Annotated in this window: 26 protein-coding genes; 13 read left to right on the plus strand and 13 right to left on the minus strand. The window is 57.3% G+C overall.

The window, feature by feature from the left end; all coding sequences use genetic code 11:
* Positions 1 to 208: 208 nt before the first annotated feature.
* The 5 genes from AEAC466_RS40905 to AEAC466_RS40925 form a co-directional block, all read right to left on the minus strand.
* Entirely contained in the window at positions 209 to 901 is a 693-nt protein-coding gene (locus tag AEAC466_RS40905; protein WP_155913821.1) for a hypothetical protein, read from the minus strand.
* 138 nt (positions 902 to 1,039) lie between these two features.
* A complete protein-coding gene (locus tag AEAC466_RS40910; protein WP_162148975.1) occupies positions 1,040 to 1,546 on the minus strand; it encodes a DUF805 domain-containing protein in 507 nt (168 codons plus the stop codon).
* Positions 1,547 to 1,579: 33 nt separating this feature from the next.
* Positions 1,580 to 2,041 (minus strand): hypothetical protein, encoded by a 462-nt coding sequence (locus AEAC466_RS40915; protein WP_023459768.1) that lies wholly within the window; start codon positions 2,039 to 2,041, stop codon positions 1,580 to 1,582.
* Between the two features lie 25 nt (positions 2,042 to 2,066).
* Complete coding sequence (locus AEAC466_RS45315; RefSeq protein WP_444826223.1) at positions 2,067 to 2,435, minus strand: DUF6968 family protein; 369 nt, start codon at positions 2,433 to 2,435, stop codon at positions 2,067 to 2,069.
* Complete coding sequence (locus AEAC466_RS40925) at positions 2,395 to 2,835, minus strand: hypothetical protein (RefSeq protein WP_155913825.1); 441 nt, start codon at positions 2,833 to 2,835, stop codon at positions 2,395 to 2,397. Before AEAC466_RS40925 ends, AEAC466_RS45315 begins: the two co-directional genes overlap by 41 nt.
* Positions 2,836 to 3,076: 241 nt before the next feature.
* On the opposite strand from AEAC466_RS40925, the gene AEAC466_RS40930 reads away from it, so the two are divergent.
* The 3 genes from AEAC466_RS40930 to prfH all read left to right on the plus strand — a co-directional run bounded on the left by AEAC466_RS40930 (position 3,077) and on the right by prfH (position 6,849).
* The gene (locus tag AEAC466_RS40930) at positions 3,077 to 4,765 is read left to right on the plus strand and encodes an ankyrin repeat domain-containing protein (RefSeq protein ID WP_023459772.1); all 1,689 of its coding nucleotides are present in this window, start codon (positions 3,077 to 3,079) and stop codon (positions 4,763 to 4,765) included.
* 351 nt (positions 4,766 to 5,116) lie between these two features.
* Positions 5,117 to 6,226, plus strand: coding sequence for an RNA ligase RtcB family protein (locus tag AEAC466_RS40935; RefSeq protein ID WP_023459774.1), 1,110 nt, complete (start codon positions 5,117 to 5,119; stop codon positions 6,224 to 6,226).
* Entirely contained in the window at positions 6,223 to 6,849 is a 627-nt protein-coding gene (gene prfH, locus AEAC466_RS40940; RefSeq protein ID WP_023459775.1) for a peptide chain release factor H, read from the plus strand. Before AEAC466_RS40935 ends, prfH begins: the two co-directional genes overlap by 4 nt.
* A 155-nt stretch (positions 6,850 to 7,004) precedes the next feature.
* On the opposite strand, the gene AEAC466_RS40945 is transcribed toward prfH, so the two are convergent.
* Complete coding sequence (locus AEAC466_RS40945) at positions 7,005 to 7,454, minus strand: MarR family winged helix-turn-helix transcriptional regulator (protein ID WP_031239444.1); 450 nt, start codon at positions 7,452 to 7,454, stop codon at positions 7,005 to 7,007.
* A 66-nt stretch (positions 7,455 to 7,520) separates the two neighbouring features.
* Between AEAC466_RS40945 and AEAC466_RS0122825 the strand changes: the two genes are divergently transcribed.
* Positions 7,521 to 8,069, plus strand: a complete 549-nt coding sequence (locus tag AEAC466_RS0122825) for an NADPH-dependent FMN reductase (protein WP_035430401.1) — start codon at positions 7,521 to 7,523, stop codon at positions 8,067 to 8,069.
* A gap of 232 nt (positions 8,070 to 8,301) precedes the next feature.
* On the opposite strand, the gene AEAC466_RS40950 is transcribed toward AEAC466_RS0122825, so the two are convergent.
* A complete protein-coding gene (locus AEAC466_RS40950; RefSeq protein WP_023459778.1) occupies positions 8,302 to 10,038 on the minus strand; it encodes a serine hydrolase domain-containing protein in 1,737 nt (578 codons plus the stop codon).
* Positions 10,039 to 10,336: 298 nt separating this feature from the next.
* Here AEAC466_RS40950 and AEAC466_RS43970 point away from each other — a divergent pair, with 298 nt between their 5' ends.
* The 4 genes from AEAC466_RS43970 to AEAC466_RS40965 all read left to right on the plus strand — a co-directional run bounded on the left by AEAC466_RS43970 (position 10,337) and on the right by AEAC466_RS40965 (position 13,951).
* On the plus strand, positions 10,337 to 11,254 hold the full coding sequence (locus AEAC466_RS43970; RefSeq protein WP_023459779.1) for a LytR/AlgR family response regulator transcription factor: 918 nt from the start codon (positions 10,337 to 10,339) through the stop codon (positions 11,252 to 11,254).
* Positions 11,255 to 11,353: 99 nt separating this feature from the next.
* The gene (lepB, locus tag AEAC466_RS40955) at positions 11,354 to 12,199 is read left to right on the plus strand and encodes a signal peptidase I (RefSeq protein ID WP_023459780.1); all 846 of its coding nucleotides are present in this window, start codon (positions 11,354 to 11,356) and stop codon (positions 12,197 to 12,199) included.
* A 204-nt stretch (positions 12,200 to 12,403) separates the two neighbouring features.
* Positions 12,404 to 12,925: a response regulator gene (locus AEAC466_RS40960; protein ID WP_023459781.1), complete on the plus strand. Its 522-nt coding sequence runs from the start codon at positions 12,404 to 12,406 to the stop codon at positions 12,923 to 12,925.
* A 114-nt stretch (positions 12,926 to 13,039) separates the two neighbouring features.
* Positions 13,040 to 13,951, plus strand: a complete 912-nt coding sequence (locus AEAC466_RS40965) for a metallophosphoesterase (RefSeq protein ID WP_235074344.1) — start codon at positions 13,040 to 13,042, stop codon at positions 13,949 to 13,951.
* A 389-nt stretch (positions 13,952 to 14,340) separates the two neighbouring features.
* On the opposite strand, the gene AEAC466_RS40970 is transcribed toward AEAC466_RS40965, so the two are convergent.
* Positions 14,341 to 16,446, minus strand: a complete 2,106-nt coding sequence (locus AEAC466_RS40970) for a P-loop NTPase fold protein (protein ID WP_162148976.1) — start codon at positions 16,444 to 16,446, stop codon at positions 14,341 to 14,343.
* A 354-nt stretch (positions 16,447 to 16,800) separates the two neighbouring features.
* On the opposite strand from AEAC466_RS40970, the gene AEAC466_RS40975 reads away from it, so the two are divergent.
* From AEAC466_RS40975 to AEAC466_RS40985, 3 genes are read left to right on the plus strand one after another with little or no spacing between them, the layout of a single operon-like run.
* Entirely contained in the window at positions 16,801 to 17,136 is a 336-nt protein-coding gene (locus AEAC466_RS40975) for an ArsR/SmtB family transcription factor (protein ID WP_023459784.1), read from the plus strand.
* Complete coding sequence (locus AEAC466_RS40980) at positions 17,133 to 17,606, plus strand: SRPBCC family protein (RefSeq protein ID WP_023459785.1); 474 nt, start codon at positions 17,133 to 17,135, stop codon at positions 17,604 to 17,606. The genes AEAC466_RS40975 and AEAC466_RS40980 overlap by 4 nt, the downstream gene beginning before the upstream one ends.
* Positions 17,603 to 18,259: a glutathione S-transferase family protein gene (locus tag AEAC466_RS40985; RefSeq protein ID WP_023459786.1), complete on the plus strand. Its 657-nt coding sequence runs from the start codon at positions 17,603 to 17,605 to the stop codon at positions 18,257 to 18,259. Before AEAC466_RS40980 ends, AEAC466_RS40985 begins: the two co-directional genes overlap by 4 nt.
* Positions 18,260 to 18,282: 23 nt before the next feature.
* Here AEAC466_RS40985 and AEAC466_RS40990 read toward each other — a convergent pair whose 3' ends face one another.
* Both AEAC466_RS40990 and AEAC466_RS40995 read right to left on the minus strand, forming a co-directional pair.
* Complete coding sequence (locus tag AEAC466_RS40990) at positions 18,283 to 18,942, minus strand: response regulator transcription factor (protein ID WP_023459787.1); 660 nt, start codon at positions 18,940 to 18,942, stop codon at positions 18,283 to 18,285.
* Entirely contained in the window at positions 18,939 to 21,158 is a 2,220-nt protein-coding gene (locus AEAC466_RS40995; RefSeq protein WP_235074346.1) for a sensor histidine kinase, read from the minus strand. The genes AEAC466_RS40990 and AEAC466_RS40995 overlap by 4 nt, the downstream gene beginning before the upstream one ends.
* Positions 21,159 to 21,285: 127 nt before the next feature.
* Here AEAC466_RS40995 and AEAC466_RS41000 point away from each other — a divergent pair, with 127 nt between their 5' ends.
* Together AEAC466_RS41000 and AEAC466_RS41005 are read left to right on the plus strand one after the other, a co-directional pair.
* Positions 21,286 to 22,368, plus strand: coding sequence for a hypothetical protein (locus AEAC466_RS41000; protein WP_155913829.1), 1,083 nt, complete (start codon positions 21,286 to 21,288; stop codon positions 22,366 to 22,368).
* A 23-nt stretch (positions 22,369 to 22,391) separates the two neighbouring features.
* Positions 22,392 to 22,832: a hypothetical protein gene (locus AEAC466_RS41005; protein ID WP_023459790.1), complete on the plus strand. Its 441-nt coding sequence runs from the start codon at positions 22,392 to 22,394 to the stop codon at positions 22,830 to 22,832.
* Positions 22,833 to 22,886: 54 nt separating this feature from the next.
* Here the strand turns inward: AEAC466_RS41005 and AEAC466_RS41010 are convergent, their stop codons facing one another.
* From AEAC466_RS41010 to AEAC466_RS41020, 3 genes are all read right to left on the minus strand, one after another.
* The gene (locus AEAC466_RS41010) at positions 22,887 to 23,069 is read right to left on the minus strand and encodes a hypothetical protein (RefSeq protein WP_023459791.1); all 183 of its coding nucleotides are present in this window, start codon (positions 23,067 to 23,069) and stop codon (positions 22,887 to 22,889) included.
* 156 nt (positions 23,070 to 23,225) lie between these two features.
* Positions 23,226 to 25,139 (minus strand): alpha/beta fold hydrolase, encoded by a 1,914-nt coding sequence (locus AEAC466_RS41015; RefSeq protein WP_023459792.1) that lies wholly within the window; start codon positions 25,137 to 25,139, stop codon positions 23,226 to 23,228.
* 171 nt (positions 25,140 to 25,310) lie between these two features.
* Positions 25,311 to 26,228 carry an SDR family oxidoreductase gene (locus AEAC466_RS41020; RefSeq protein ID WP_023459793.1) on the minus strand — a complete coding sequence of 306 codons (918 nt, stop codon included), beginning with the start codon at positions 26,226 to 26,228 and terminating at the stop codon, positions 25,311 to 25,313.
* Between the last annotated feature and the right edge of the window lie 56 nt (positions 26,229 to 26,284).

Consider the following 26,284-nt stretch of genomic DNA (forward strand, 5'->3'; position numbering starts at 1 on the left):
GCTGGCCCGCCACCGCGTCATGACCACGGCCGTCACGGGATCGCCCTGCACGCCGCAATATTACATCAGCGTGGCGGACGTTTACCTGGGTTACGGCGACTACAGAAACCATTTCGAAGGCCTGGCCCCGGCCTCACGGATTGGTTGGTCGCCGCTATGAAGGCATGGGCGGCCCAGGATGGGGGGCGTGAGGCAATGACCGGTAAAATCAGCGACGGCCTACATTTCGAGGCGGATAGATGATGTCATCGCTCTTTTCCGGGTCAAATCCCCGACACTGCTTACCCGCAACGGGCGATCCCAGGCAGTAGTCCGCATACCCCTCATCAAAGCGGCAATTGTTTTCATCCACCGCCTCTCCAATGCCTTCTATTCTTGGGTCATCAGAGAATATGTAAGTATAAAAGCGACGGCCATTAACGGTTCCACAGACGGCGTCATAACCTTTGAACATGTCAATGTCAGATGCAGCGAACTTAATTTTGGCGGTCAAATTGATTTTCGTCGTATGAAAAGGCGGACAAAACTGACCCGTTTGCCCCGTGCTGTCTGATATCAATTGCAACGCATCAGGCCGATTTGCAAACCGGCTCGCAATCTTCTCGTCAGCTATATAGTCAACCGCTTCCTCACACATATCATAACGCAAAAGCGCATAGGCATAATGCCTTTTGTAGACAAATCCCCCATTTTCAGCCATCTTTTTTAGTAAGGACAGCCGATCAGACTTGTCTATTTTTTTCGGGTTGTAATTTATATACATGAACATTTCATCGTAATATTTTAGGTTGCCCTTTAAAATCTCGTTCTTTAAAAAATCAGGCGTATGATTTACATGTCTGCTCCGCGCAGACAGAATAATATAACCCCCTAAAATGGCGAGACTGATCACGGCGATCACAGCCACCGCATACAATCTGATATCTCGCCTCATCATCATTAGGTTGAGCCCCCATCCATCGCGCGCTTCAGTATATCTCAGTTCCGGCTGACCATACTCACATCATTGCTGGGACCGAATGGACTGCTCACATCCGCACTATTGCGCCGGACTTGCCGATGCAAGGGCGCGACCACGCGGCTTGGCCAGGCCCACCGACAAGGCCCAGAAAAACGATAAGGGTCCAGGTAAACCCGTCAAAGGGCCAATACCAAACAGAAACGTAAATAGTTCGAAACCGCCGGCATCCCCACAGTTGTCATATCCCGTCAGCTGGCATTCCGTTCGCGCACTGATGGCACCGGACGCTATGTATAGGGCCACAACAGTCATTACGGCATAAACCGCCAGCAAAAAAATCACATCATCCCCTGGCCTTCCGGCGTCCCTCAGCCTGCGGACATACATGGAAACCTGCTGCGCCAGCAACGGCAAGCGAAACGGCAAAATCGCCAAGGTTGCAGGAACAATCCCCGCACGGTCCACCACCCAGATCCACAAACCGGCAAGGCAGACAGATATGGCCAAAAGCGCAGTCCAATTGAGCCAGAAACCTATTCGGTTAAGCCGGCCTTTCAGGCTGAAAAGACGTAAAATTGACTGCATGGCCCCCATCCATCGCGCGCCGTCGTATATATCTCAGTTATGGGTGACCATACTCAGATCATCATTACTGGGACCGAATGGACTGCTCACCAGCGCGCCTAGAATCGCATGGCCAAAAAAGAAGATGATCCCGATTGCGACTATCGCGCCTACGGCTCCGAACGCATAGCCGGGCAACATATCCCGGGTTATACGGCGTCGGCTGATGGCATTTTCCCCAAAGGCAGCGTTAAGGATCAATCCCCCAACAAACGCGATGCACCAAAGGGGAATATACAGATGCAACGCCGTCGATTGTAGGGCGTTGAAGTAGCTCAGGCCGCCATGATCAACGTGCGCATAGATGAATTCGCCCCCAGGCGCCCTTGGGGCGCTGACCAGCCATTTGTCTACGAAATGAAAAAGTGCGAACCAACTGGCTATAGCGCCCCCGCAAATCAATCCCCCAACGGCAACCAAAAACCGGTTCGGTGCCTTTTCAGATGCCTCCGTCATAGTCCCCCCTCATTCCCCGGCAAGGCTAGCCATCTACGCCTTTTGGGTCGGAGACTTGATGCTCCAGGCCATAAAAAGCGGGCAAACCCAGATCGCCCTCTTCGAGCGCGTCTTTCCAGTGCAAACCCTTATCGCGGTTATTCCTAATCCCGCTAAGCAGCATTTCGATGGTTTTCATGGCATTAAACAGGGCCTCCAACGGGTCTGAACCGGGCGCCCGCCGAACATTTTCATCGCCAATTTTAAACCAACAAAACATGGGTACACTTGACTCATCCGGCGCCCAAATCTTGACAGGCAACTCCCGGCCGTCTCCGTGATGGTACGTCCTTGTAAAGGTTGGCGGTTCTGACCTATTTTCCACTGTCTTCCTCAACCGAATTAGCTGGCTCACGTTCGGGCATCTGGAGGGTCGCAAGCATGAGGGCAGCCGGGAGTGAAGCGATTTCGATCACGCCCAATAGCAGCCAGTCGCCATCCAAATAGGCGTGAGGGCTCAGAATGCCAACGATCGTCAACATCAATAACGCTAAACCTGCCCGGGAATGCAGCCTGACCTTCCCGCCAATCCATCGCGTCAACTTAACAATGCCAAGCGTCAGGCCAAACCCAACGCCGACAACGACCGGGCTTAATACAATTAAGGCTGCCGCGTTGAGTCCATTTAAGCCGCTAAGGCCCGGCGTCTCTTCGAGGGCGATGAACGCCAACGGTGGCAGAGCGCAGGACAGCCAGCGTCCCTTCAAATAGACGGGCGACTGAAAGAATGACCGAGCCGTCGTTTGTTGAGACATTGCCACTCCGAAAGAGAAACGTGAACTGGGTTAGCCGGCGTTAGAAGCCAAGTTCAGGGCGAGATGGCCGGCAAGGTCAATCTATATGCCAATCACATGTTCAATATGTTCGTCCTAAAGATGATCTCGTCAACTGCTTATGCGCGTCCTAGCTAGAGTGGGTTGGCGTACAAAATAGCGACCCGGGACTGGCCTTTTCAGGCAAATCCGCCATACTTGGCACGGGGATGTGGGGGGATTTATGGAAAACAAACTATACCGTTTCCTTGTGACGGCGGCCCTTGGCCTTGCCACACCCGGTGCGGCGATGGCAGCCATGCCGCCCGACTGCACGCCAACGGATATCGCCACCGCCTTTCGGCCCGCCAGCGCCTCGTTTAGAAACGCGCGCTCTCCCGACGACATAGACAGGGCCTTCTCAGAGCTTGAGCCCTCCAGCGAATTTCCGGCTTTAGAAGGGATCATAACGGACCCTGAGATTTACTACCGGTTCGATACGACGACACAATTCGGCTTTCGGGCACAATTGATTGTTGGCGTAAACGGCCGCGTGCGCTGCTTTGCCCTCGCGCCCACATATGGCCAGACCACCCAGCCGGAATTGACGGCGCAGAGACGAACCTGGGCCAACGAGATATCCAGATGGCGATTTCGCCCCCTTGTCATCGACGGCAAGCCGACCGAGGCTATAGCGGACCTTGACGTCCGCGAATACGAGTTGCCGCAACGGGAAATCCCCATGCCCGACGGCGACGTACACCAGGTCACAATCATCCAGGACATGCCCTACTTCGGTTATCGCATAGAGGTCCACGGCGATGGCAGGGCAATCTACTCAGACACAAGCCCCTATTATTTTCTTGGCCCGCAAGCCTACACGGTGGACCCAAAATCGGTCGCACGGCTCCTGCATGAGGCGCAGGCCGCCGACTTCTGGTCCTTGCGGGACGTCTACCCGCCCCACGCCGAAAACAAGGGCCGATACATTTCCCGTATCGAAATCACATTGGGCGGTAAGACCAAATCCTTGACCGAATACGATCAAAAGACAGGCACCGGTCTGCCACCGGACGGTCACTTCCTGGCCTTTGGCGTGCGGCATGTGATCGATATGGGAAGCTGGTGGGTGCCCACGCTCGCGACCATCGACCAACTCAAACAAAATGGATTTGATTTCAAAACCGAGGCTGCCGGCCGTTTTCTGCTCCAAATCGCGGAAAACAAATACGTGAAAGACGAAGTCGTTCTCGCCGTTTTGGCATTGGGAGCGCCGCAAGATGCGTTTGGCATTTCCCAGGAAGACGGCGAGCCTCGCACCCTCCTTGAGGCGGCGCTAAGCGCCGGGAGAATCGATATTGCCGCGAAATTGGTCGCCGATGGCGCCTTGATAAGCGACGGTAAAATCGACCACGCGAAGGTTGACCGGGCGTTTCAGGCGGCGGTCGAATCCGGTGACTTGGTGGCCTTGGACCTAATCCTGCCGTTCCAACCGGATCTCACCTTCGCTGATCCGAATGCCGGGAATATTCCGGTCTCTGTCCTCTTCAAACTCCCGACCCGATATCCGGACGAGTCCGCACCTATTGATGTCGCGCAACGCCTTTTGGACCTGGGCGCCGACATAAATGCGCGCGACGCCGCCGGCCAGACGCTCCTGCACAGACAGCGGGATAATGAAGCCATGATTACCTTCCTTCTCGACCATGGCGCCGATATCAACGCGCTAGACAAAGACGGGGAAACGCCTTTGGTTTCCGTTTGGGACGAAGATATGACGCTTCTTCTCCTTGAACGCGGCGCAAATCCACGCCTGGGGAATACCCCAAAGACACTCCACCAGTTTTTATCGTCGGGCCAATGGCCACGCGTGGCTACCTGGCTGCGGGCGCACGGCTACGCGGATATCGTGAACCCACCCAAGGCAAGTTAGCAGGGGCAATGACCGCGCCAGGCCCAGAGCATACAGCCCCCTCGCAAATCGGGTTGATTTGTGCCTCACAATCTCTTATGAGGCCGGGTAGCCAGTCCCGGCGTGTCCCTGAATTCGGAAAGGAGAAAATCATGCGAGTACTGTTCCTCAATCTCGAAATCGATTTCCCTATCCATACTATTCAGGAACAAATTGCATGGGCAATTTCCTGTCGGGCGCAAACGCACGCCTGACCCTATTTAGCTGCGCACTAAGCGCTGCTTCTTTTCACCCTTCTGACGATCCGCATATGGGCGGCGACCGCGCCCTCCATTCAACCGATGTGCGCCACGCTCACGCGGGAGGCCACGCATGAAAACATGTTGTGAACTCACCCTGATCGGGCGTGACCGGGCGCGCTTCGACCCCATAGCCCTGGATCAGCTCGATGCCACGGCCCGTCTTGACGGCATGGGCCGGGTGGTTGGCCTGCCCGACCTCCATGCCGGCAACGGTATCGCCGTGGGCGCAGCCTTCTGGTCGCCCGACCGCATATGGCCGCACCTGGTCGGCAGCGATATCGGCTGCGGGATGGCGCTGTGGGAAACCAGCCTGGCGGTGCGCAAGTTCCGCGTGGGCCAGGTGGAACGCAAGCTCCATGGCCTCGACGATCCCTGGGACGGATCGGTCGAAGACGCCCTGGCCGCGGCGGGCCTGCCCATCGACCTGGCCAGTCCGGGTCTCGGCACGATCGGCGGCGGCAACCACTTCGTCGAGTTTCAGCGCATCGAGGACATCCTGGCGCCTGAACGGTTTGCGGCCCTCAATCTCAGCGATGACCGCGTCTGGATGATGGTCCATAGCGGTTCGCGCGGCCTAGGCCAGGCGATCCTCCAGGCGCAGATGGCTCTCACCGGCAAGCTGGGCCTGCTGGCCACCCGCCCGGACGCCAGGGCGTACCTGCTGCGGCACGATCAGGCCGTGGCGTGGGCCGTCGTGAACCGAACCATAATCGCGGAGCGGTTCCTGAACGCCATCGGCCTGTCCGGCCGTCGCTGTCTCGACATCGTCCACAACAGCGTGACCGAACACCGCACCGGCTGGCTCCACCGCAAGGGGGCGGCGCCGGCGGATCGCGGCCTCATCGTCATCCCCGGATCGAGAGGCGATTTCAGCTATCTGGCCGAACCCGTTCTGGACAGCGGCGACAAGGCGCTGTTTTCACTGGCCCATGGCGCCGGGCGAAAATGGAGCCGTAACGACGCCCATGCCCGCCTGTCGCGTCGCTTTCGGGTGGCCGACTTGCAGCGCACAAAGCTGTCCAGTCACGTCATCTGCGAAGACCGCCGCCTCATCTACGAAGAAGCCCCTGAGGCTTACAAGGATATAGCCGGCGTCATCGCCGATCTGGAGGACGCAGGCCTTATCCGTGTCATAGCAAGGCTTCGGCCATTGCTCAGCTACAAAACGAGGGCCCAATGACGGATATCATTCTGCATTTAACCTCCGGCAAGGGCCCGGAAGAGTGCCGATGGGTGGTGGCCCGCCTGGCTCAGGCCTTCACGCGCGAAGGGGCCAAGCAAGGGGTGACCTGCGAGGTTCTGGAGGCAGAGGACGACCTGCCGACGTCTCTGCTGTTGCGGGTGAGCGGCGATGAGGCCCAGGCGTTTGCTCGCGACCGCACGGGCACCATCCTGTGGGTGGGCGACAGCCCATTCCGCCCAGGGCACAAACGGCGTAACTGGTTCGTGGGGGTGGCGCCTGCGCCCTCCCCCGACACCGTGCCCGATTTGCGCGAAGACGATATCGCCTTTCAAACCCTGCGGGCCAGTGGACCGGGCGGACAACATGTTAACAAGACCGACAGCGCGGTACGGGCGACCCACCGCCCCACCGGCTTGGTCACGACGGCGCAGGAACAGCGATCCCAGCATGCAAACCGCAAACTGGCGATACTGAAACTGGCCATACGGCTTGAGGAACGACGTGCCGGGGCGCGTAAGGCGGCGCAGCTTGAGCAATGGTCCGCCCACCAAAACCTGGAACGCGGCAACCCGGTGCGCACCTATACCGGCCCGCTTTTCAAGCTTAAGCTGGCCAGATAGCGCACCGGCTGTCGCGGGACGCACCACCGCCCGCGACAGCCGGTTAGCGCCCCAAAGGCGACATGCACTGGCTAACTTAGGTAATTACTCAAAAGCGGAAGCAAAAAGCGATTACTGTAGCCTGAATAAATTTTGATGACGCCTTAAGCGAAGCTTCAAGCCTTATGAAGAGACTTCAGCGTGTTGGACAGCTTGGCCAGCAGACGCGTTAAATCTGCCTTTTCCGCGTTGGACCAGTCGGCAAGAAACCGGATCATCAGCCTTTCCCTCGCAGCGGTCAAAGCGGCCACCGTATCGGCACCTGTAGGAGTCAGCGCGGCCTCGTTGACACGTTTGTCAAGGCCAGGCTGACGAACGACCAGATGCATTGATTCCAAACGGGCGACTTGCCGACTAACGGTCGAATGGTCGCGGCCGACCTGATCGGCCAGGTCAACCACGCCGATAGACCCGGCCCGACCAATGCACGATATGAGAGGGAAAAGGGCGCGGTCCAGTTCAACTCCAGCCTCTTCAACCAACATAGCATCTTGGCGGGGGCTGTTCATGGCACCGACCACACTCAGCAGCGCCAACGCTAGCTCATCATTATGTGCACTATACACGCTTTACATCGCTCCTAAAGTGGCGCATTAATTACGTGTATTATGCACATACTAAGAGGATTCGCAATGACGTCTCCAGTTCTAATCATAATGGGTAGTGTCCGCGCTAACCGGTTATGCCCGCAAATCACTCGTTGGGTGGCCGGTATCGGTCGCGCTTCCACATCGCTTGAGTACGAGATCATCGACCTGACGCAATGGTCGCTACCCATGGATGATGAACCGCATATTCCGGCCGTCGGCCCCTACGCCAGCGCACTGACGCAGGCCTGGAGCGACAAGGTGACTAACGCATCGGCAGTAGTCTTCGTCACGCCGCAATATAATTGGGGCTATCCCGCAGCCCTAAAAAATGCCGTCGACCATCTATACCGCGAGTGGCATGGCAAGCCGGTGCTCATCGTCACCTACGGCGGCCACGGCGGCGGCAAATGCGCGGCGCAACTTAAGCAGGTGATGGATGGGGTAAAGGCGAAGTCTGTAACCCTGATGCCAGGCCTCGAACTCAGCGACGACATCATGCGCGGCGCCGTACTCAACAGCGATGTCCAATTTGCCGCGAAGGTTCCCATTATTGCCGATGCGTTCGCGCAACTTGCATCAATGATCCGCTGACTCACCAAACGAATGCCTGCAGATGGACATTATCCGTCTTCGGCTCAGCGCGCAGGAACCATCTTCGCCTGTGCGCCCAAGGCAGACATTCGTGTTTGGCCAGCTACGCTAGATCAAAGCGGAAATACAGGTTGTCAGAGCATTTAAAGCAAACGGCTTGGAAATATAGGCCGTGCTTCGTAAGGATTATGTTCTGTTACTTTTCACCGAGAGCTGCCCGCCATTCAGGCGCTTAGACTCGCCGAAAAGTGAGGCCGGAATAGATCATGACGCCTTCGTCGGTAAAGTGCACCAACTCACCCGTCGTCTCGGGTCCGAGACCGCCCGTAAACGCCCTGCTGGGACCGTCGATAACCAACGTATATGCGTAAGTTCCGGTATTATAGGCTAGTTTCATACTCAGCAGGCGCTCTTCAAGAATTTCGATTTCACTGAACAGTATCTGCTCAGCTCCCGGTATCTGATAGCCGAAATGATCATAGCGCCCAACGCGCCTTCGCCAAACGTCATTGAGCGGAGGTGTTGTGACCCGGTATCCCGCCTGATAATCGCCCTCCTCCTGCGATTGTACGAATAACACATGGTACGGACCAACATCAGCGAACCGATAGCGCTCACCGCCTTCCGCCTGAGATGGGGCGCTTTGAGTTTGTTGATAAGGCAGGAAGCTTCCATCTGACATCGGCTGAAGTCTGAGCGTACCCTCCGGCTCATGTAGCCACAGCTCGTTTTGCTCAAACGTGACCCTGGCAAACGTACGCTTGCGCGGATAGTCGCCAACGTGACGGACCAGCGCCGAAGGTGGCATACGAACTTCAACCGCCTTGGGGTCTGCCGGCGCCAGGTGGGAAACTGGACGAATGCTCGTCGGCTTAAGTCCATGGTCCTCAAGCACACGGAACGCAAATTCGCTTGCCAGCGCATTGCCGCCAACACTGTTGACCAGAATCGCCGCGGCAATTCCTAATTGAGGCATCAGGAGCAGTGACGCATTGCCAAAACCAGTGCTGCCAGCATGATACATGGCGAAAGCGTTGCCGTCCTTGAACATGAACCAGCCCAACCCCTTCTTATTGCTCTCTACCATGATGTCTTGGTTGGAGAGACGAAACATGGTTTGCACCGATTTAACGTCGAGCACCGGATTGCTTTTGCCTTGCCACGCCCGCATGAGAGCAAGCGCATAATGCGCCAAATCATCGGTGCAAGAATAGAGGCCGCCGGCAGGTTGATCACGCAATTCCAGGGGGGGCGTGAGACGGCCATCTTGATAGTAAAGCCGCGCGCGTGGCCGAAGGGAAGGATCGGTGACAAATCCCGAGCGTGTCATACCCAGTGGCGCAAGGATTCGCTCTTTTACATACTCTGGATAGGCACGCTGACTGACGCGCTGGATGACATTGCCAAGCAGGCTATAGCCAATATTGGAATAGAGGCCAATCGTTTGCGGCCATGCCGCCAGCGCCGTGTCGTTCAGCAAATTAACCACGTCGACGTAATTAGCGTCTTCAAGGCCTGTATCTTTAAAAATATCGCTTGGCAGTCCAGAGGTGTGGTTCATTATTGCGCGTACCGTCACCAGATTGAGGTCCGCACCGCGTGTCTCAATACGCAGGCGCGGCACATAATCGGTTACGGGACGGTCGATATCGAGCAAGCCGTCCGCCTGCAGTTGCATCAGCGCGAGGGCCGTGAAGGTTTTCGTTACAGAGCCGATTGGAACGAGGGTGTCGGACGCCATGGCAAGACCGTTCTCGCGATCAGCATAGCCAAACCCTTCGGACCAGACGACGCCGCCTGCTTGGACGAGTACGGCACTGGCACCGGTTAAGCGATTGCGGCTCATACTCTCACGGATAAGCTTACGGTAGGTCTCGATAAAAGGATTTTCCGACGCATGGACTGCCGATCCGCCGGAGACGCTAGCGGCCCCGGCAAGTGCGCATTTGATGAAGGAACGGCGAAGCATTATTTATCTCCCCTGACCGAAGGAACACGACTTCCCAGCCTGCATGAAACGCGATCGACGAACGCGATGTCAACAGCAGTGTAAATCGGCGCCTAAAACGGACCTCCAGTCCATTTCCCCCCACACTCAAAAGCAGAAAAGAACGTGATCCAACGATTTGGCGAGGTCTGCCCCCAGGTAGGCGCCTGGTCCCTATCTCACACCGACGTGACGGATCATTTTTCTGCGCTTGACCGCACGATTTGATAGGATAGTGGCATATGCCAAGACCCATAGGTCACAACGCAAGACGCCGAAAATGAAAGCTCTTAATCAGTTCATGACCCGTCCGCCACCTTGGCCCGGAACGGGACCTTACAAAGGCGCAGCCCTTAAGGCGGCTACGATCGTTGGCGTATGGGCGATCATTTTCTTGCTGGTGTCGATACAGATCGATATGGCCGCGCGCGTGAACGGCAAAACGCAACCCTTATCTCAAATCCTGCCAAGCAGTTTTCTGTGGTGCGCCCTTTGGGCCCTGCTAACCCCAACGACCCTATGGCTGGGGCGGCGCTTCAACCTGCTTCAGAGACAGGCATGGCCGCGGAATTTGGCTATCCATATTCTCTGCGGCCCCCTGACCGTCGTCGTCAACGCCCTGCTGTTTGTGGTGATCGGTAGCTGGCTTGCTTACGGCCAACCTGACGGTTCCGAAACGATCCATCTGCTGGCGCTCAAGCTATCCGCCAGCATGCACTTTAACCTGATGATCTACGCTCTTATCGTAGGGCTGGTCGCGTTGAAGGACAGCTACACGGCTCTGCGTGAGCGGGAGTCCAGCGACAACCAGCTTCGGACGCAATTGGCAAACTTGCAAAACACTGCGCCGCCCTCCACCAGCCTCATAGCGCGAGCGCACGGACGCACGCGCATTGTGCCTCTGGACGAGATAGACTGGCTGGGTGCCGCCGGCGCCTATGTTGAGGTCCACATGGGCGAGCGGACCGTATTGATCGATGGCTCATTAACCCGAGTGCTTGCCACGCTGCCAGTCGATCAGTTCGCACGAATCCACAGAACGTCGATTGTGCGGCTTGATCGCGTCATCGAGATTACGGGCACCGGGCGTGGGGACGCGTGGCTCGCGCTGCAAAGCGGACAGCGCCTGAAACTGAGCCGGCGATATCGGGACAATCTGGCCGTCTGGCTGAAAACGCGCCCGCCTGTGGCAAATTAAGTCCCGCTCAATAGACCAGAGTTTGCCGGCAAGGGCGCGCGATGGCTACCAAGGCTCCAAATGAAACAGGAAGCCTGCCATGCGTGCGAGACGTAAATTATGACTGGTCTAAACCCCAATCCCCTACCCCGGCCATTCGCCTCTTCTGCCGAAAATGCGGGATCGGACCAAGAGCAGGCCGAGGCCAGAACACTGACCCGGACGGTGATCGAGGAACTTAAGGAAACCGCCGCCGTCATCGCGATCGCCCTTCTTCTTGTTCTTGTCTTACGTTCCCTACTCTTCCAGCCCTTCACCATTCCTTCGGCATCGATGGAGCCCACTCTGTACGAGGGCGACTACATCATCATATCCAAGTGGAACTACGGCTATTCAAAATATTCCCTGCCGGTGACCTTACCCTTCCTCAAGGGGCGCCTGTTTGGCACGGCCCCCACGCGCGGCGACGTGGTGGTGTTCAAGCTTCCCGGTGACAATAAGAAAGACTTGATCAAGCGGGTCATTGGCTTGCCCGGCGACCGCGTTCAAATGCGACACAACCAGTTGTTCGTTAATGACAGTCCGGTGCCCGCCACCCGCGTCGGCCTGGTTCACGCGAATGACGCCAAGTTTTTCAACGGCACGGACACAGCCACCGAATACAGCGAAACGCTGCCGGGCGGGCGTCCTCATTTGATGCAGGACATGGTCGAGGACGGCGCGGTTGACGATACGGAGGTTTTTGTCGTGCCCGCGCATCATTACTTCATGATGGGTGACAACCGAGACAATTCCGAGGATAGCCGTTTCCCAATGTCCACCGGCGGCGTCGATATGGTGCCGGAGGAAAACCTGGAAGGTCCAGCTAAACTTGTGCTGTTGTCATGGAAGCAAGGCGCCAGCCTGTGGAAACCCTGGACCTGGCTCAACGTCCGACCGGATCGCTTCTTTAAGCCAATCAAGTAACCCATACCCACCAAAACCTGGAACGCGGCAACCCGGTGCGCACCTACACCGGACCGCTGTTCAAGCTTAAGCGGGCCAGAAAGCGCACCTCAGGTCGCTAAAACCCAACCCTACTAAACGCATCGTTTAACAATAAAATTGCCGATACAGTCATGTCAGCCAAAATGCGAACTGATATCCAGTTTCCGTGGCGGAGGCTTTAAAATGTCGACGATCAGCGAAAGAACCGACCTTCCCCGTGTCCTGCTCGTGGAGGATACGGCTGGCGAAGCGACGCTTATGAAGCTTGCCTTCCGCCGCTCGGAATTACCCAGCCAGGTGATTGTCGCCACATCGGCGGAACTCGCCCTTTCGATGCTGAAACGCGAAGGGAAATATGAAGCGCTTGACCTGCCCGACCTGATCCTGACAGATCTCAATCTGCCCAGAATGAGCGGTTTGCATCTGTTGAAGCAGGTCAAGGCGGACCCCACCCTGCGCAACATTCCAATCGTGATCCTAAGTACCACCGGCGAGATGGAAGACCTTCAGACGGCTTATAAAGACTGCGCCAACGGCTACGTCATAAAGCCGATAAGCCTGGACGACTATGACAATCTGATCGGGGTCATCCAGGACTATTGGTTCGGATTGGTGCAGACGATTCCGACCGATACGGGTCCCACAGATACGGGTCTTATCGAGTCAGAGGACGCGCCCCCGCACCGGCGCGCGGCTCAAGCTTAAGCGCGCCAGATAGGGGCGCCAAATGGGGGGCGTAGTCAGACGTTGAAAGCGGCCGGTGAATCGTCCACTGTCCGCCGGACGATTTATGGCTCAAAGTGAAATGGTTTGGTTCGCGTGCGTAAACTGAAGGCAGGGCGATGGATGTTGGCGCTTGGCGCCATGCTGCTGACGGGTCTGGCGGCGGACGCGTTCTGGTTCGAGCCGGAAAGCCTGACGGTCGATAGGTTCGACGTGCAGACGCCCTATTGGCCTCAGAGCACAGCCCCTATACGCGCCGTATTTCTCACCGACCTCCACATTGATCCGCTGCATATGACCCCGGCACGCGTTCGCAAGATTGTGCAGCAGGTGAACGCCTTACATCCGGACATCGTGCTGTTGGGGGGCGATTATGTCGGCACCGATTGGCTGACGGTGCACCGAATGCGCCAGCTTTGGGCGCGCTCAAAGGCGGACACGGCGCGCGAAGATGACGGGTTTCAGGCCTTAAGCCGGCTGTCGGCGCCGCTTGGCGTCTACGGCGTCCTGGGAAATCATGACTGTTGGTGGAGCTGCGACGAAGCGGCGCGTCAACTTCAAAAGGCGGGCGTGCATGTCCTGGTCAATCAGTCGGCCCGCGTCCCGCGCCCCGGTGGCGATATGTGGCTGGCGGGCCTGGCCAACCTGACGACCGGCCATCCGGACTTCGCACAGGCTCTGAACGGGGTGCCTAAGGGGGCCGCCGTGATAACGCTCATCCACGAACCGGACCCGTTTGGCGACCATCCGGAAGCCAAGCTGATCCTGGCCGGGCATACCCACGCTGGTCAGGTTCGCTTTCCGTGGATTGGCGCGCCGGTCCGAAACTCACGCTATTTGGAAGAGACCGCCAAAGGGTGGCTTACGCGCGGCGACCGCATTTTGATTGTCTCGCGCGGCTTAGGAGAAAGCGGCGTGCCCGTGCGTTTCGGAGCCCCGCCGCAGATAATGGTGTTAAATATACACGCCGGAAAAGCCGCAGCGGTATCCATAATCGGGCGGTCCTGATCTAGCGTCTGGGACATATCGATGTTTGGGACAACATAGGACGAAAGACGTGTCAAAAATACGGATCTACCAAATTGCAACACTTGGCGCTTTCTTTGCGTACATGATTTTACGTATTTACAACAAATCTATCGATGCAGCAGTAAGCCCCATGATAGTCGTGCCGATTTATACAATAATATGTGGCGCAATTTACTATATACTTATCGGAAGGAAATCGTAAAACTCATCGACAGTAAATTGCTCCAGAAAATATTATGGTGACTGACGCCAAGATCCTATGCTGTTAGGTCAGCAATCGCCTCAAAACGCGTTGCAGACCGGATAGGCAAAATTCAGCACGTTGACGGCCTCGAACGCGAACACGATAAAGGCAATCGCCGCCAGGCTCAGCCCGAGCCACGTTCGGTTGCGCCCCCATGTGGAGCCTTGTTCTTTTTACCGTTTGGATTGCGCACTTTGCTGCGCAAACCTTTTTCGGATGAGTTGGTCGTAGATTTTTTGGCAGGCTTCGCGGGAGGCGCGCCGTCGGCGAAGGCGCCCTTGGCCGTCGCTCTCGACGCCTTCTCCTCTGCATCCTGCTTATCGGCGGCATCGAGGATCGGCTTTATCACGTGTTGAAGCCGGGTCTGAAGGCGATACTTCGACAACTTGCCTGTAAAAGGTAATCGTCTAGTCAATTCGTCTGATACGGCTTTCAACCATGCCCGCTCCGGCGCCAAGGCATGCCGGATGACATCGTTCTCGTATCGCAGTTTCAACGTGTTGAATATATCTACTTGTGCCTCCCCGCCGACCGAAAGTATCTTTTCAACGAAGTCAATCGGCGCGATCCTAGCAAGGACGGGACGGTCGTAATAGAGGGCGTGCTGGAAGTTGTTGAACACCAGCTGCCGCGTGAACTGGCTAAGGTTTGAATCTATAAGCGCCATTAGGCCGTTGGCGACCTCGGTGAGCCGTTCCTCAGAAATCTTCGCCAGGACCACCTGATAATGGCGAACGATCTCGGCAAACTCAGGCGTTTCGCCGTGGGTATATGCGCGCCCTCCATAGCCCATTTCGGGCAGGAATGCGTCGGCAGAAAAGTCAGGTGCCAGATGGCGGTTATCGGAAAGAAAGTCGATATAAGCCTTGCACTCGCGGACGACGTCATCTGCTGTCTGGGAGATAGATCCGACCTTAACAAAGGCGAGCCTCACCCCGAAGACGTGGAACACCACCCCTGTTTCCACATACTCGCGGTTCTGAAAGGCGGCCTCCACTGCTGCACAATCGGCGTCGAAATCGGCGTCATTCATTGTCCAATAATGGTACAACCGCTCCCAAGGCTGTTCGGCACGCGGGCTCCTATAATGAGGACTGTCGTTCAGCTCGGCACGTAGCTCTTCCCAATCGAGACAACCATCACAAATTAGCGTGGCAAAGGTTTTCGTCGAGGGCACAGTGTTACGAAAGGGGAAGGTCGGGTATTTGGTTTTGAGATACTCATAGGTTTTGAAGTCGGGACGTTTCTTGGTGTCCGACAACATCAAGGACCGGATCGCTACGCCATCCAACTTAGCCATTTCACTCCTAGGCAATTTACCAAGCTTATGCTCCGCTACCAGAATGAAACAAGCACGGAATATTTCCATAACCGCTTTCTGGTTTGCCCAGTGGCAGCTTTCAAATGCGCGAGTCATGCGCTCAAACGTCTTCAGGCCATGCTTCAGTGTTCTCAGATTACCTGTTGCCGTTTCACGTTGTAGGTCGAGGATATCAGTTCTGTGCGCTATCAAGAAGTCCCGCGCCATGCCTTTCGGGAAGCTTTCCAGGACTGGGGCGAGCGTTGCTTCCGCATCGGGTTTAATTTCAAGAGTTTGGCCTATTAGCTTTTCTTTGATGGCGTCGAAGGCCTTGTCGGCAGAGGATTTTCCTCCTTCCTTCTCGTCACTTTCTGACTCGTCGCCCACCCCCCGGATTTTCGCGCTGTTTGCCAAAATGATGGCTTTGGAGCCTTGGTGCTCAACAATGTAATTTATATATCCGAGGACGATCGCCAGGTCGAGGCTGCTGCGCTCCAGGTCGTCGAAGATAAGGATGTAGTCCTTCGGTCGTTTAGCGCCCTTGGCGGCCGAATCCAAATCCGGAAGCGCTAGACTTAGGGTCCCATCGTCTTTACCGTCGGCATCAATGTCTATCTTCAGGGCTCCCTTCAAAAACGCCTTGCCAAACTTTGCGGCTAGCTTCATGCCGTCCGACGCCAGTACAGGGTGCAACTGCCTGAAAAATTCAAAATCAATCTGATCAGTTGAAGACATGCCATAGAGACTGACGAAGAGAGTTTCAGTCTTTAGTGAGGCCTTAAGGCGCTCCCTATACTCTTTGATGAGATAGGTTTTGCCCGCGCCCCAGGGGCCGGTGAGCAAAACCGCGTAGTCCGTCTTGTTGTCTGAGTCGCAGTAATAATCGAGGTACTCGAATATGTGAGCGTTGGGGCTGTTAGTAGACGACAACACAAATCTCCCTATGAGCATTGAAAACGTCAAATACTACGTTTAGTTGAACTGCGGGTAAAAAATTTGCTTGGAACACCGTCCCAGAGAAATAACAGCCAACGGCAATGTCCGCTCGCAGGCAAAGCGGACTTGTGCGTGGTCCATCCTTGCCGCAAAGAGCAGCCGAATGAACATCGCGGCGAATAAGGCTGCATAAACGCCTGCTCCAGTTCGTGAGCCAATTTGAAGTTGATATTATCCGGGTGAACGCCGTTTCCGATGAGGCACGCAAGGTCATTCCCAACGATAGCCGATCACGACGAAACTTAAGCATTTGGTTGACTTTTGCGATCGATATGAATACTTAAGCATATGGTTGAGCTTTCGATATCCCTGGACCGCGCCTTTCACGCCCTGTCGGACGCCACGCGGCGCGGCATGTTGGACCGCCTGTCGCGCGGTCCCGCCTCGGTCAGCGAATTGGCCCGGCCCTATAGTTCGTCGCTGGCGGCGATACACCAACACGTCCATGTGCTGGAATCCAGCGGCCTCATCGTCACCGAAAAGCACGGCCGAACCCGCCAATGCCGCCTCTCCCCTGAGGCTGTGCTGACGGTCGAAACCTGGCTAAGCGACCGGCGGCGCCTGTGGGAAGATCGCTTCGATCACCTGGGCAAGCTGCTTGAAACACCGGAAGATCAGACATGACCACGCCTTTTTTCCACGGCACCTTTACGCTCCGGCGCACCTGGGCGGCCACGCCCCAGCGTATTTTCCGCGCGTGGTCCGATCCCGCGATCAAGCTGCAATGGTTCACGGGCCCCATGACAGACTGGACATTGACCCGGCACACCCTGGACTTTCGTGTCGGGGGCACCGAGCTTGTCACCGGGCGTTTCAATACGAGCGGCATGGTGCCGCGTTTCGAGGCGCGTTTCCACCTGATAGAGCCGGACCAACGTCTGGTCTACGCCTACGACCTGCACCACAACGATCGGTTCCATTCCACCACGTTGGCCAGCCTGATACTTGTGCCCCAGGGCGATAAGACCGAGGTCGCCTATACGGAACAGATCGTTTTCTTCGATGGCCAGGACGGAACCGAAAGCCGCCGCCATGGCACCGCCTTGCAATATGATGCGCTTGACACCCTCCTCCACAATGGAGCCATAGGATGACACTGGACCTCTACGGCCACCCCTTTGCCAGCTTCGTTTGGAAGGCACTGATTGCGCTCTATGAACGCGATGTGGCCTTTACCTTTCGCATGATCGATGGCGACCACCCGGAAAATGCCGCGCGCATCGTCGAATTGTCGCCGACGGGTCAGTTCCCGGCGCTGATCGACGGGTTGCGTCCGGTCGTCGAAAGCAACGCCATCATCGAATATCTCGACCTCTATCACGGCGATGCGCCGCCGATGGTGCCGGCCGATCCGCGTGAGGCGCTGGACGCGCGCATGATGGCGGACATTTTCGATGACTATGTCCATAGCCCGATGCAGCGCATCGTCGGCGACAGCTTGCGGAGCGCCGGCGAACGCGATGCGCGCGGCGTGGCCGATTGGCACGCCATGCTCGAAAAGACCTATGGCTGGCTGGAAACGCGCCTGCACGACGCTTGGGCAACCGGCGACCGGTTTACGATAGCCGATTGTGCCGCAGCGCCTGCGCTCTTTTATGCCGACTGGGTCCACCCGATCGGCGACGCCTACCCGGTGCTGAAGGCCTATCGGGCACGCCTTTTGCGCCGCCCGTCGGTCGCCCGTGTTGTGGACGAAGCGCGTCCCTACCGCCACTTTTTCCCTCTGGGCGCCCCGGATCGCGATTGAGGTCAGGTCAAAGGGCGCGGACCTTAAGCCAGGCCGCGTTTGACCGCCTGCAATGTGGCCTCGGCCCGGGTTGAGATATTCAGTTTCTGGTAGATAGTTCTGACATAGCCCGCAACCGTGGGCGGGCTCAGAAGCAGGTGTCTGGCCACCTCCGCGATCGTCAGGCCACGGGCGAGCAGCGCCAGGGTTTCCGTCTCACGCCCGGTCAGATGGATGTCCGGCTGTTCGGTGACGGTATGCGTACGGAAGTGCTTGAGCAATCGCATGGCGACGGAGGGTGACAAGGGCGGCTCGCCCTGTGAAATGCGCTGAAGATAATGCACGATCATTTCGGGTTCCTGGTTTTTCACCAGATAGCCCCTCGCCCCGGCTGACAGGGCATCGAAGAGATGCACATCGTCGTCATAGATGCTGGACACGACGCAGGTGACGCCCGGATGGCTTTTTGCGATGTCGGAAATCAAATCGACGCCCGAACCGTCCGGAAGGCCCAGGTCGATAACCGCCAGTTCAAAGACGTGACCGGTCCTGGGCTTTTCGTCGCACAACCAACGTCTCGCCTCTTTCAGACTGCCCACAACCACGACCCGGATGCCGGGAAAGGCCGCCGTGAGCGCATGGGTCATCCGCACCTGGTTTGGGGTCTGGTCTTCGACAAGCAGACAAACGGATTGGGGCGTCATGCGTGTGCTTCCCTTTTGGTGGCGGGTACGGAGGTGAGCGGAATATCGAATGCGACGGACGCGCCGACGGTGAGCGTCTCGAAACGGACCTTGCCGCCCATCTGGCCAATCCGGTCCACCATGCTTTTCAGCCCCTGGCCGCCGCCCTGTCCGTCCAGGGCCGCCTTAGGAAATCCGGCGCCGTCGTCGGTCACACAGGCCGCCAACACCTGCCCGTCCAGCCGGAATGCCGCCGTCACGCCGGTTGCGCCCGAATGTTTGATGATGTTGGTGATTGCCTCCCGAACCGTCGAGGCCAGCGCCTTTTTCTGCAAGGCCGTCAGCTCAACAAAGGCTTCGTCTTCCGGCCATAACGGCCAGTCGAGCGCGATGTTCGCCGCATCGAGGCGCCGGACGGTCTCGTGACGCATCTCGGCAAGCGTGCGATCCAAGGGGGCCCGTTCGTTGACAAGGGCCGCCGCTATTTCACGAATGTCGTTCAGGGCGCCATAGATGAAGGGGCGCGACGCCTCGTCCGCCACGATCAGGCCGGAGACCAGCTTGGCGCCGACGTCGTCATGAAGATCCTGGGCCAGTCTTTGACGCTGCTCGGCCGCCCCGCGCTCATAGGCCGTCAGCCCCAACGCCGCCTTATGGGACAAACGCAACAGGTGATCCACCAGCGCGATATGGCGTGGCGCGAAAAGGCCGCGCCCGGACTGAGGATAAGAGATTTGCAGCGACGGCGTGTCGAGATGGGCCGGCACAAACAGGTGGAGGTTGTCCGGGTCGATACAGGTGGCACTGACCGGGACGGGAGACGGGGAGATGCTGAGCGGGACAAAGAGTTTTTGCAGCAAATCGCGCCACTGACCCTGACGTTTCGACATTTCCGGCTCGAACGCCATCTCCAGGACGTGCCCCATAAGTTCGGTGTCGCTAAGCGTTTTCGACCGCACGAACCGGCGCCACAACATGTCGCGAAAGGGCAGATAGCCGAAAGCGGTGATCAGCAAGGCCAAGGCCATGGCGGAGGTGTGCGCCATGCCGGCCAGATAGATGAGCCCCGCATCGAGACAGATGAAAAGAAGCGCCGCGGCCGTAAAGAAAAACACGCGTAACGCCCATTCGCCGACATCGAACAGGCGAAACCGGGCGACGCCCACGGCGATGCCGACGTACAGGATCAGAAAGCTCAGAAATATGAAGCTTTCGGGCATGGTGTCGAACTGCCCCTGAATCGCATAGGCCGCAATGGTTACGCACCAGATGCCGCCGCTGGCAATCACCGCAAGCCCCATCCATATCAGCGATGCCCGTAAATGCGGCGCACCCCGGGTGTTGTGAAACTGAATGGCGACGAGCCCGACAGCCGCAATGACCACCAGAAAGCAAAAGATGAAAAGCCCGGTGGGGATGCCCAGAAGGCGAAGCTGATCCAGGACCAGGAGGGGCACGCCGGCGGCCAGAAAGACCGCGTATTGACGGTCGGAGATGAGCGGCTTTGGAAAGAGGAGGAAGATGCCGAGCAGTGTCAGCCCGAAAAGAACCGTAGCCAGATGGTTGAGCGTAGTGAGTGCGGAAATCAGACCCGACGGCAAAGCCAGCGGCTTGGCAAAGGTCGCACTGCTTGACACCGCCGCGATGAGCATGCCGAACCCATTGACGGCCAGCCCCTGAGTCACCTTCTCGTCCGGCTTGAGACACCACACCCACCCGCCGACCAGAAAGGCCGTCAGGCCGACACAGAGAGACACCCAAAAGCTGCTGTCGAGGTCGGATAGGCACAGCGTTCTGACCGCAACTGCGGTTTCGAAGGCCGGTCTGCCCGCGGTTTGAAGCCCCACCAGGACGGACGGCCCTTTGAGGATATTCACGATCTCGTCCTGGCGTTTGAGATGCGCATCGACCTGCGCATAGGTTTCCAGCCCGTCGATTTGCGTCACCAGATCGGACGGCAGCACGACGAACGGCGTGGCCTGCCCCGCCGCCCTGAGGCTGATCACCGGCAATGGAGGATGGCCCGGCACCGCCAGGCTTAGCGTGTCGGTGCCGCGGATGAGGCCGTCAAGCGTCTTGCCCTGAAAGGCCAATCCGAAACTTAACGCCGCACTGAGAAGGGTGATCGCCAGAACCAGCCATAGTCTCCACGCGCGCGGCCTGCGGGACGCCGGAACGCCGGTCAGGTTCGATATCGAAAAGCGTTGCAAGCTCAGTTCCTGTTTCAGTGGCCCCACCCTCATAACCCTGTTTTTTATTTCATTCATCCCCTCTGTTCAGAGGGTGACGCTGAAAAAGTCCGCCCATAGTGTGCCGCCAATCTTACGGCGGACACCGCTTACGCACATCTATGGGGAACACACTATGAAACGAAGCTGCCAGATGAAACCAAGCGGCTTGCCCGCCCTGGCCGTCCTCACCCTTGCCCTGGCAATGGCCGCCTGCCAGCCGGCCCTGGCGGAAAAAGCCGTCTCGATCCAGAAGCCCGTCGATTTCGACCCCAATGCCTCACACGCCCAGGACGGCAACGCCTTGTTCTGGATGTCTCAGGATAATGGCGCCAGGGGGGTGAAAAAAGTCATCATTCCCTTCTTCCAGATCCAGTTCGTCGTGGATGCACAGGCCAATGCCACCGGCGCCGGCGGCGCCCACGCCAAGACCGTCGTCCATCTCGACGGCCCGACACCGGCGCAGATGCAGGCCATAACCGACGAGCTATATGCCAGCTTTGTCGCCGATCTTAAGGCCGCCGGGCTTGAGGTCGTCTCGCCGGAAGAGGCGCGCACCTACAGCGCCTTCAACGACATCATGGCCGCATCCAAGCCGTCGGGCGAAACCGTCAAGGGGATGAATTCGGTCCGCTCGCTGTTTTTTGCCCCCACCGGCATGAACTATTACTTCCTGCCGACCATGCTGCCTGACCTTGCCGGCGGCGGCTCGATGACGGCGATTGGCAATACCCAGATCGTTCGTAAGGAGGCTGACCTGATGAGCCAGTCGGGCGCGGCGGTGGCCGGGTTCAGAGCTGTCGTCGATTTTGCCTCGCTGTCGGCCAGCGATCGCCGGGGCTTACGCGCCCTCGCCCGCAATGCCAAGACCAAGGCCGAGTTCGGTCTGGTAATCAAACCGGCGGCGACCCAGGTCTTCCTGATTACGCCCAACGCAAAGGCGACCATGATCGACCCGCAAAACCGCCTGCGTCTTGAATTGCAGGCGCCCCTGATGATCGACAGCGACGCAATTCTGGCCGCCGACGACAATCGCACCAAAGGGCAGAAGACCGGCGAAATTCTGGGCAATGCGATAAGCCTTATGGGCGGCGTGGGCATGAGCAAGACCCAGTCTTTCGACGTCGTCGTCGATCCCGCCCTGTGGCAGAAAGATGTAACGGGCGCGCTCAAGGGCGTCTCCCAGGCCGCCACCGCCAGGCTTAAGGCCGGCCTGTGAAACCCTTAGCACGAGCAAATGTCATGCGCTTTTTCGCCCCCGTCCCCGTCATGTTTTTTGTCGCGGCTCTGATCGCCCCAGCCACCCCAACGGCCGCTCAGGACGTCAAGGCGCCACTGGACACACCCGAAGCCCGATCGCGCTGTTTAGGTCTGTCGTATGAAGTCAGCGCGATGATGGATCAAATGGAAAAGGATCTGGCGGCGGCGAGCAAGGCGGCCGGCGAAAACCCGACGCCTGAACAGGCCCAGAAGCTGAAAGACCTTGAGAGAAACTATGAAGGCCTGGCCTATGTATGGGCCAATCTGGCGGATCATTTCGAGGATGCGAAAGAGCCAAGTGACGATGTCAGAGTCGATCTGGCTCTAGCGACGAGTGACGAGCTGTTTGAGGACCTCGATATTTGCGACGCCCTCATGGAGGAAATCGATAAGGCAAGCGACACCAAAGCATCGCCAAACTAACCGCCTGATTTTGCACACGCGCAAAAGCCAGGACAGGTTTCGCCCCCCCCAAAGCTATGTCTTGAAACTGGCGGCAAGGCTTTGCAAAGGCCGCTTGATCAGCTCCGGCAAAACGATGCAGCCAAAGCCGACGACAATGACGTTATTGTTCATATCGCCAATCGACAGATGCTTGAAGGCGTACAGGCACCCAAGAAATATGGCGTAGAGCAATATCTGTTTGACAATAGGATTCATATCTTTTCCCGCCCGTAAAATATCACCCTGTTCGCGACACCCCAAGACCGGGTTTTCTCGATGCGGTGGTCAGATCGCCCAGCCGCACCTAAACGGGACGCGGAATAGGCAGTCAGGCCACATTCAGAGGTTTCAAATTGAAGGTATTGCATTGAATTACTGTTTGTTCTGCGATCGAACAGTTGTTGCATCACAGGTCCAGGTCAGCCAGCAGTTGACCATGGCTACGGATATCCTCGCTCTTAACGCTTGAAGATGCTGCCCCGTAACGACAATCCGAACGCCCGGCATATCGTCCGGCAATTGCTCCGGCCGGGATAAAGCATCGGCATCCCCTTGTATAGTCAGTGTGCCAAGGCCGAAAGGCGGATGATCGTAACTACTGGCTAGCCAATTTGGAAAGCGGTCCTCACCGAGGCTTTCCGAACCCAAAAGATAATACCGTTCAAAAAGCTTGGAATAGGTGGTGGCCGTATCCTTATCACGCATATCTGGTGGCAAATAACGCACCAATGGCGCAGCCAATGCGACACGCCCCGGCTTGTGCTTTAGATGGCGATAGAGTGATGGTGCCCAAGCGCCACCGAAGCTTTCAGCGAGTAGCGAGACACGAGGGTATTTTTTCGATAGCCGATCAATCTGAATGGCGGCTAGACGCGCATCCTTTTCAAGAGAGCGACCGCCCATCCCACTTAATCGACGCGCTTGCGCCACCGAGTTTGTCGAACCGCTAGGATCCACCGTAACGACATCGTAGCCTTGGTCTAACAATTCATTGAGACTTTCCCAAGCGGGATCAAATGATGAGCTGGAGGCTGGCCCACCGTGCAGAAAGACAATAAGGCCATTGGCGCCTGAGCCGTGATAGAGGCGCATGGGAAGCGCCCAGCCTTTTTCCCCACCATCCCAGATAACGGGCGCAGCCGCGCTATGCGAAGAAATATCGGTACAACTTTGCGCCACTGCCAAAGCATCCCCCCCGGAAGTCGCGTCATAAATCTCCGAAGTAATACCCCGACCCAACTGACGCAGGGCAAACGCGGCACGCCCGGAGTGGGAAGAAATACTGATGCTGGCGATCGCGCCATGCAGCCTGTTTACCTCAGACAGGACTTTCTTTTGAATGGCGCGCGACACAGGATCAACGGCAAAAAGTAACACCGTCGTTTCGCTGTGAATGCCGACAAGCAGGCCGGTATCGGTATCTATGATCGGCCAACTGCCATTTTCAAACCGCTCTATTATCCTGCGTTCGGGATCGTTCGCCGGCGCGTCCTGCAATAGTGACACATTGTTTTGGCCAATAAGCCATCGATTTCCTGAGGCTGACCTTAAAACAAATGGTAATGACCCGCCTTCTTGTCCTGTGAACGTCGACAGTATGTCGGCATTTGCCGTGGGCTGATCTTGTGACAAAACAAATAGGCCAAGGTTTTCAGGGCTTTCTCCCACCAAAGTCGGATGGTTGGAGCGATCAACGACGAAATTTGTCTTGCGGAATTCCTGTGCAAATAATCGTGGTCTGGAGAATATTCCCGTCAGCCGTTCAAGTTCGGCGGCTGGCTCTGTCGTGGTGCTGGACGTTGCAATGGTAAAGCTGTGAGGTCCCATCAGGTTATCCGCAACCTTGCCGACGAGCTGCTTCTCCAAGACTTCCCCCGCTGCGATGCGGAACGAAAACAATAGACCGTCACCATTGATGACAAAGAGCGTCTGGCCATCCCCACTCCAATAGACCGAATGGACGGTCGGGCTCGTGACGTAAAACTGGGTACTTTTGCACCCTGCCGTTCTCTTAAGCAGGCAATCGGCGTCAAGCGCGGCTATGGTAAAGTCATCGGCGAGCTCACGCGGGCTGAGGCCTATGTGAGGGTTCGTCGGATGCCAGGCAATGAGGCTATGTCCGCCCGGCGATAAGGCGACGGCATACTTTGCGCAGCTGTGATCGGGCGGCACAATATAGATACCGCCTGATTGCAGAATCGGGCTCCCGATATCTTGCGCGCTCCCGGTAACCACAGAGCCGGATAAGCACAGCGCTCCCACAAAGGCGAAAAGCAATCTACGCATGTTCTCCCCCGTAAGCGCTTCCCAGACCCAAGTTTTCTTACGTCACCCCCATCGCTCTTTCAACCCTGGAGAGAGCCGGCCGTCTGTTGTGCGCCCAAGCCAGACATGTCTACGCCCCCAAGCGTACCGGCACCCAGGCCTTTCGTTGAAGACCATCAGGCGCCCCGAAAATCACGCACCCTGAAAAGACGTCCCCGTAAGCGCTTCGGACATATCCCACAGGCGAGCAGCCGCGGCGAGGTCCAGCCCCTGTGGCGGCACCTTGGCCAGAGTTGGATAGCCGCGCGTTTCGCCCAGGCTATCGGGGCCGTAATAAGCGCCTGACCTGGCCGCAGGAGACGTCGCCGCAAACAGGGTCGGCAGCGCGCCCTGCCACACCGGCTGGAATAAAAACCACAATAGGGAGCGGATGAGCCCCATCGCGCTGCCGCGTCCCGGCGCGTTATGCAGCAATTCCGTGCGGGCAATTCCGGGATGTGCAGCGATGCTGGTGACGCCCCAGCTTTCGGCAACCGAACGTCTGTGCAGTTCGATGGCAAACATCAGGCAGGCCAGCTTGGACTGGCAATAGACCGGCATAGGGCGGTACGTCTGTCTCGCATTAAGGTCGTCAAAGTCGATTTTCCCCTGACGGGCCGCTATGCTGGACAGCGTAACGACACGCCCCCCACCCGTCCTGAGCAAGGGCATAAGTTGGCCGGTCAGGGCAAAATGTCCGAGGTAGTTGGTGCCAATCTGCATCTCAAAGCCATCCTCGGTTTCCTGGCGTTTCGGCGGCACCATGACGCCGGCATTGTTGATGAGTATATCAACCTTATCCGTCTGGTCATGCAGGCGACGGGCAAATGCCGCGACCGAGGCCAGGCTGGCAAGATCGAGCGTTTCATAACGAATCTGGGCCGATGGCACGGATGCGTGAATGCGGGCTACGGCCTCAACCCCTTTCTGCGGATTGCGTCCGGCAATAATCACCTCGGCGCCGGCGCGCGCCAAGGCAAGGGCGTCTTCAAACCCCAGCCCGCCCGTTCCCGTGACAATCGCCAGCCGCCCACGTTGTTGCGGCATGTCAGACGCCATCCACTTAGCCATGATCTCATCCTTTGCAAAAAAGTCGCACTTGGTGTAAAATTAATATTACACTGAGT

The sequence above is a fragment of the Asticcacaulis sp. AC466 genome, from assembly GCF_000495815.1.
Classification (GTDB): Bacteria; Pseudomonadota; Alphaproteobacteria; order Caulobacterales; family Caulobacteraceae; genus Asticcacaulis.

Coding starts and splice junctions, on each gene's coding strand:
- AEAC466_RS40910 (WP_162148975.1), bottom strand. CDS start 1,546: ATGCAGTCAATTTTACGTCTTTTCAGCCTGAAAGGCCGGCTTAACCGA.
- AEAC466_RS40915 (WP_023459768.1), bottom strand. CDS start 2,041: ATGACGGAGGCATCTGAAAAGGCACCGAACCGGTTTTTGGTTGCCGTT.
- AEAC466_RS40925 (WP_155913825.1), bottom strand. CDS start 2,835: ATGTCTCAACAAACGACGGCTCGGTCATTCTTTCAGTCGCCCGTCTAT.
- AEAC466_RS40930 (WP_023459772.1), top strand. CDS start 3,077: ATGGAAAACAAACTATACCGTTTCCTTGTGACGGCGGCCCTTGGCCTT.
- AEAC466_RS40935 (WP_023459774.1), top strand. CDS start 5,117: ATGAAAACATGTTGTGAACTCACCCTGATCGGGCGTGACCGGGCGCGC.
- prfH (WP_023459775.1), top strand. CDS start 6,223: ATGACGGATATCATTCTGCATTTAACCTCCGGCAAGGGCCCGGAAGAG.
- AEAC466_RS0122825 (WP_035430401.1), top strand. CDS start 7,521: ATGACGTCTCCAGTTCTAATCATAATGGGTAGTGTCCGCGCTAACCGG.
- AEAC466_RS40950 (WP_023459778.1), bottom strand. CDS start 10,038: ATGCTTCGCCGTTCCTTCATCAAATGCGCACTTGCCGGGGCCGCTAGC.
- AEAC466_RS43970 (WP_023459779.1), top strand. CDS start 10,337: ATGAAAGCTCTTAATCAGTTCATGACCCGTCCGCCACCTTGGCCCGGA.
- lepB (WP_023459780.1), top strand. CDS start 11,354: ATGACTGGTCTAAACCCCAATCCCCTACCCCGGCCATTCGCCTCTTCT.
- AEAC466_RS40960 (WP_023459781.1), top strand. CDS start 12,404: ATGTCGACGATCAGCGAAAGAACCGACCTTCCCCGTGTCCTGCTCGTG.
- AEAC466_RS40975 (WP_023459784.1), top strand. CDS start 16,801: ATGGTTGAGCTTTCGATATCCCTGGACCGCGCCTTTCACGCCCTGTCG.
- AEAC466_RS40980 (WP_023459785.1), top strand. CDS start 17,133: ATGACCACGCCTTTTTTCCACGGCACCTTTACGCTCCGGCGCACCTGG.
- AEAC466_RS40985 (WP_023459786.1), top strand. CDS start 17,603: ATGACACTGGACCTCTACGGCCACCCCTTTGCCAGCTTCGTTTGGAAG.
- AEAC466_RS40990 (WP_023459787.1), bottom strand. CDS start 18,942: ATGACGCCCCAATCCGTTTGTCTGCTTGTCGAAGACCAGACCCCAAAC.
- AEAC466_RS41000 (WP_155913829.1), top strand. CDS start 21,286: ATGAAACGAAGCTGCCAGATGAAACCAAGCGGCTTGCCCGCCCTGGCC.
- AEAC466_RS41005 (WP_023459790.1), top strand. CDS start 22,392: ATGCGCTTTTTCGCCCCCGTCCCCGTCATGTTTTTTGTCGCGGCTCTG.
- AEAC466_RS41010 (WP_023459791.1), bottom strand. CDS start 23,069: ATGAATCCTATTGTCAAACAGATATTGCTCTACGCCATATTTCTTGGG.
- AEAC466_RS41015 (WP_023459792.1), bottom strand. CDS start 25,139: ATGCGTAGATTGCTTTTCGCCTTTGTGGGAGCGCTGTGCTTATCCGGC.
- AEAC466_RS41020 (WP_023459793.1), bottom strand. CDS start 26,228: ATGGCTAAGTGGATGGCGTCTGACATGCCGCAACAACGTGGGCGGCTG.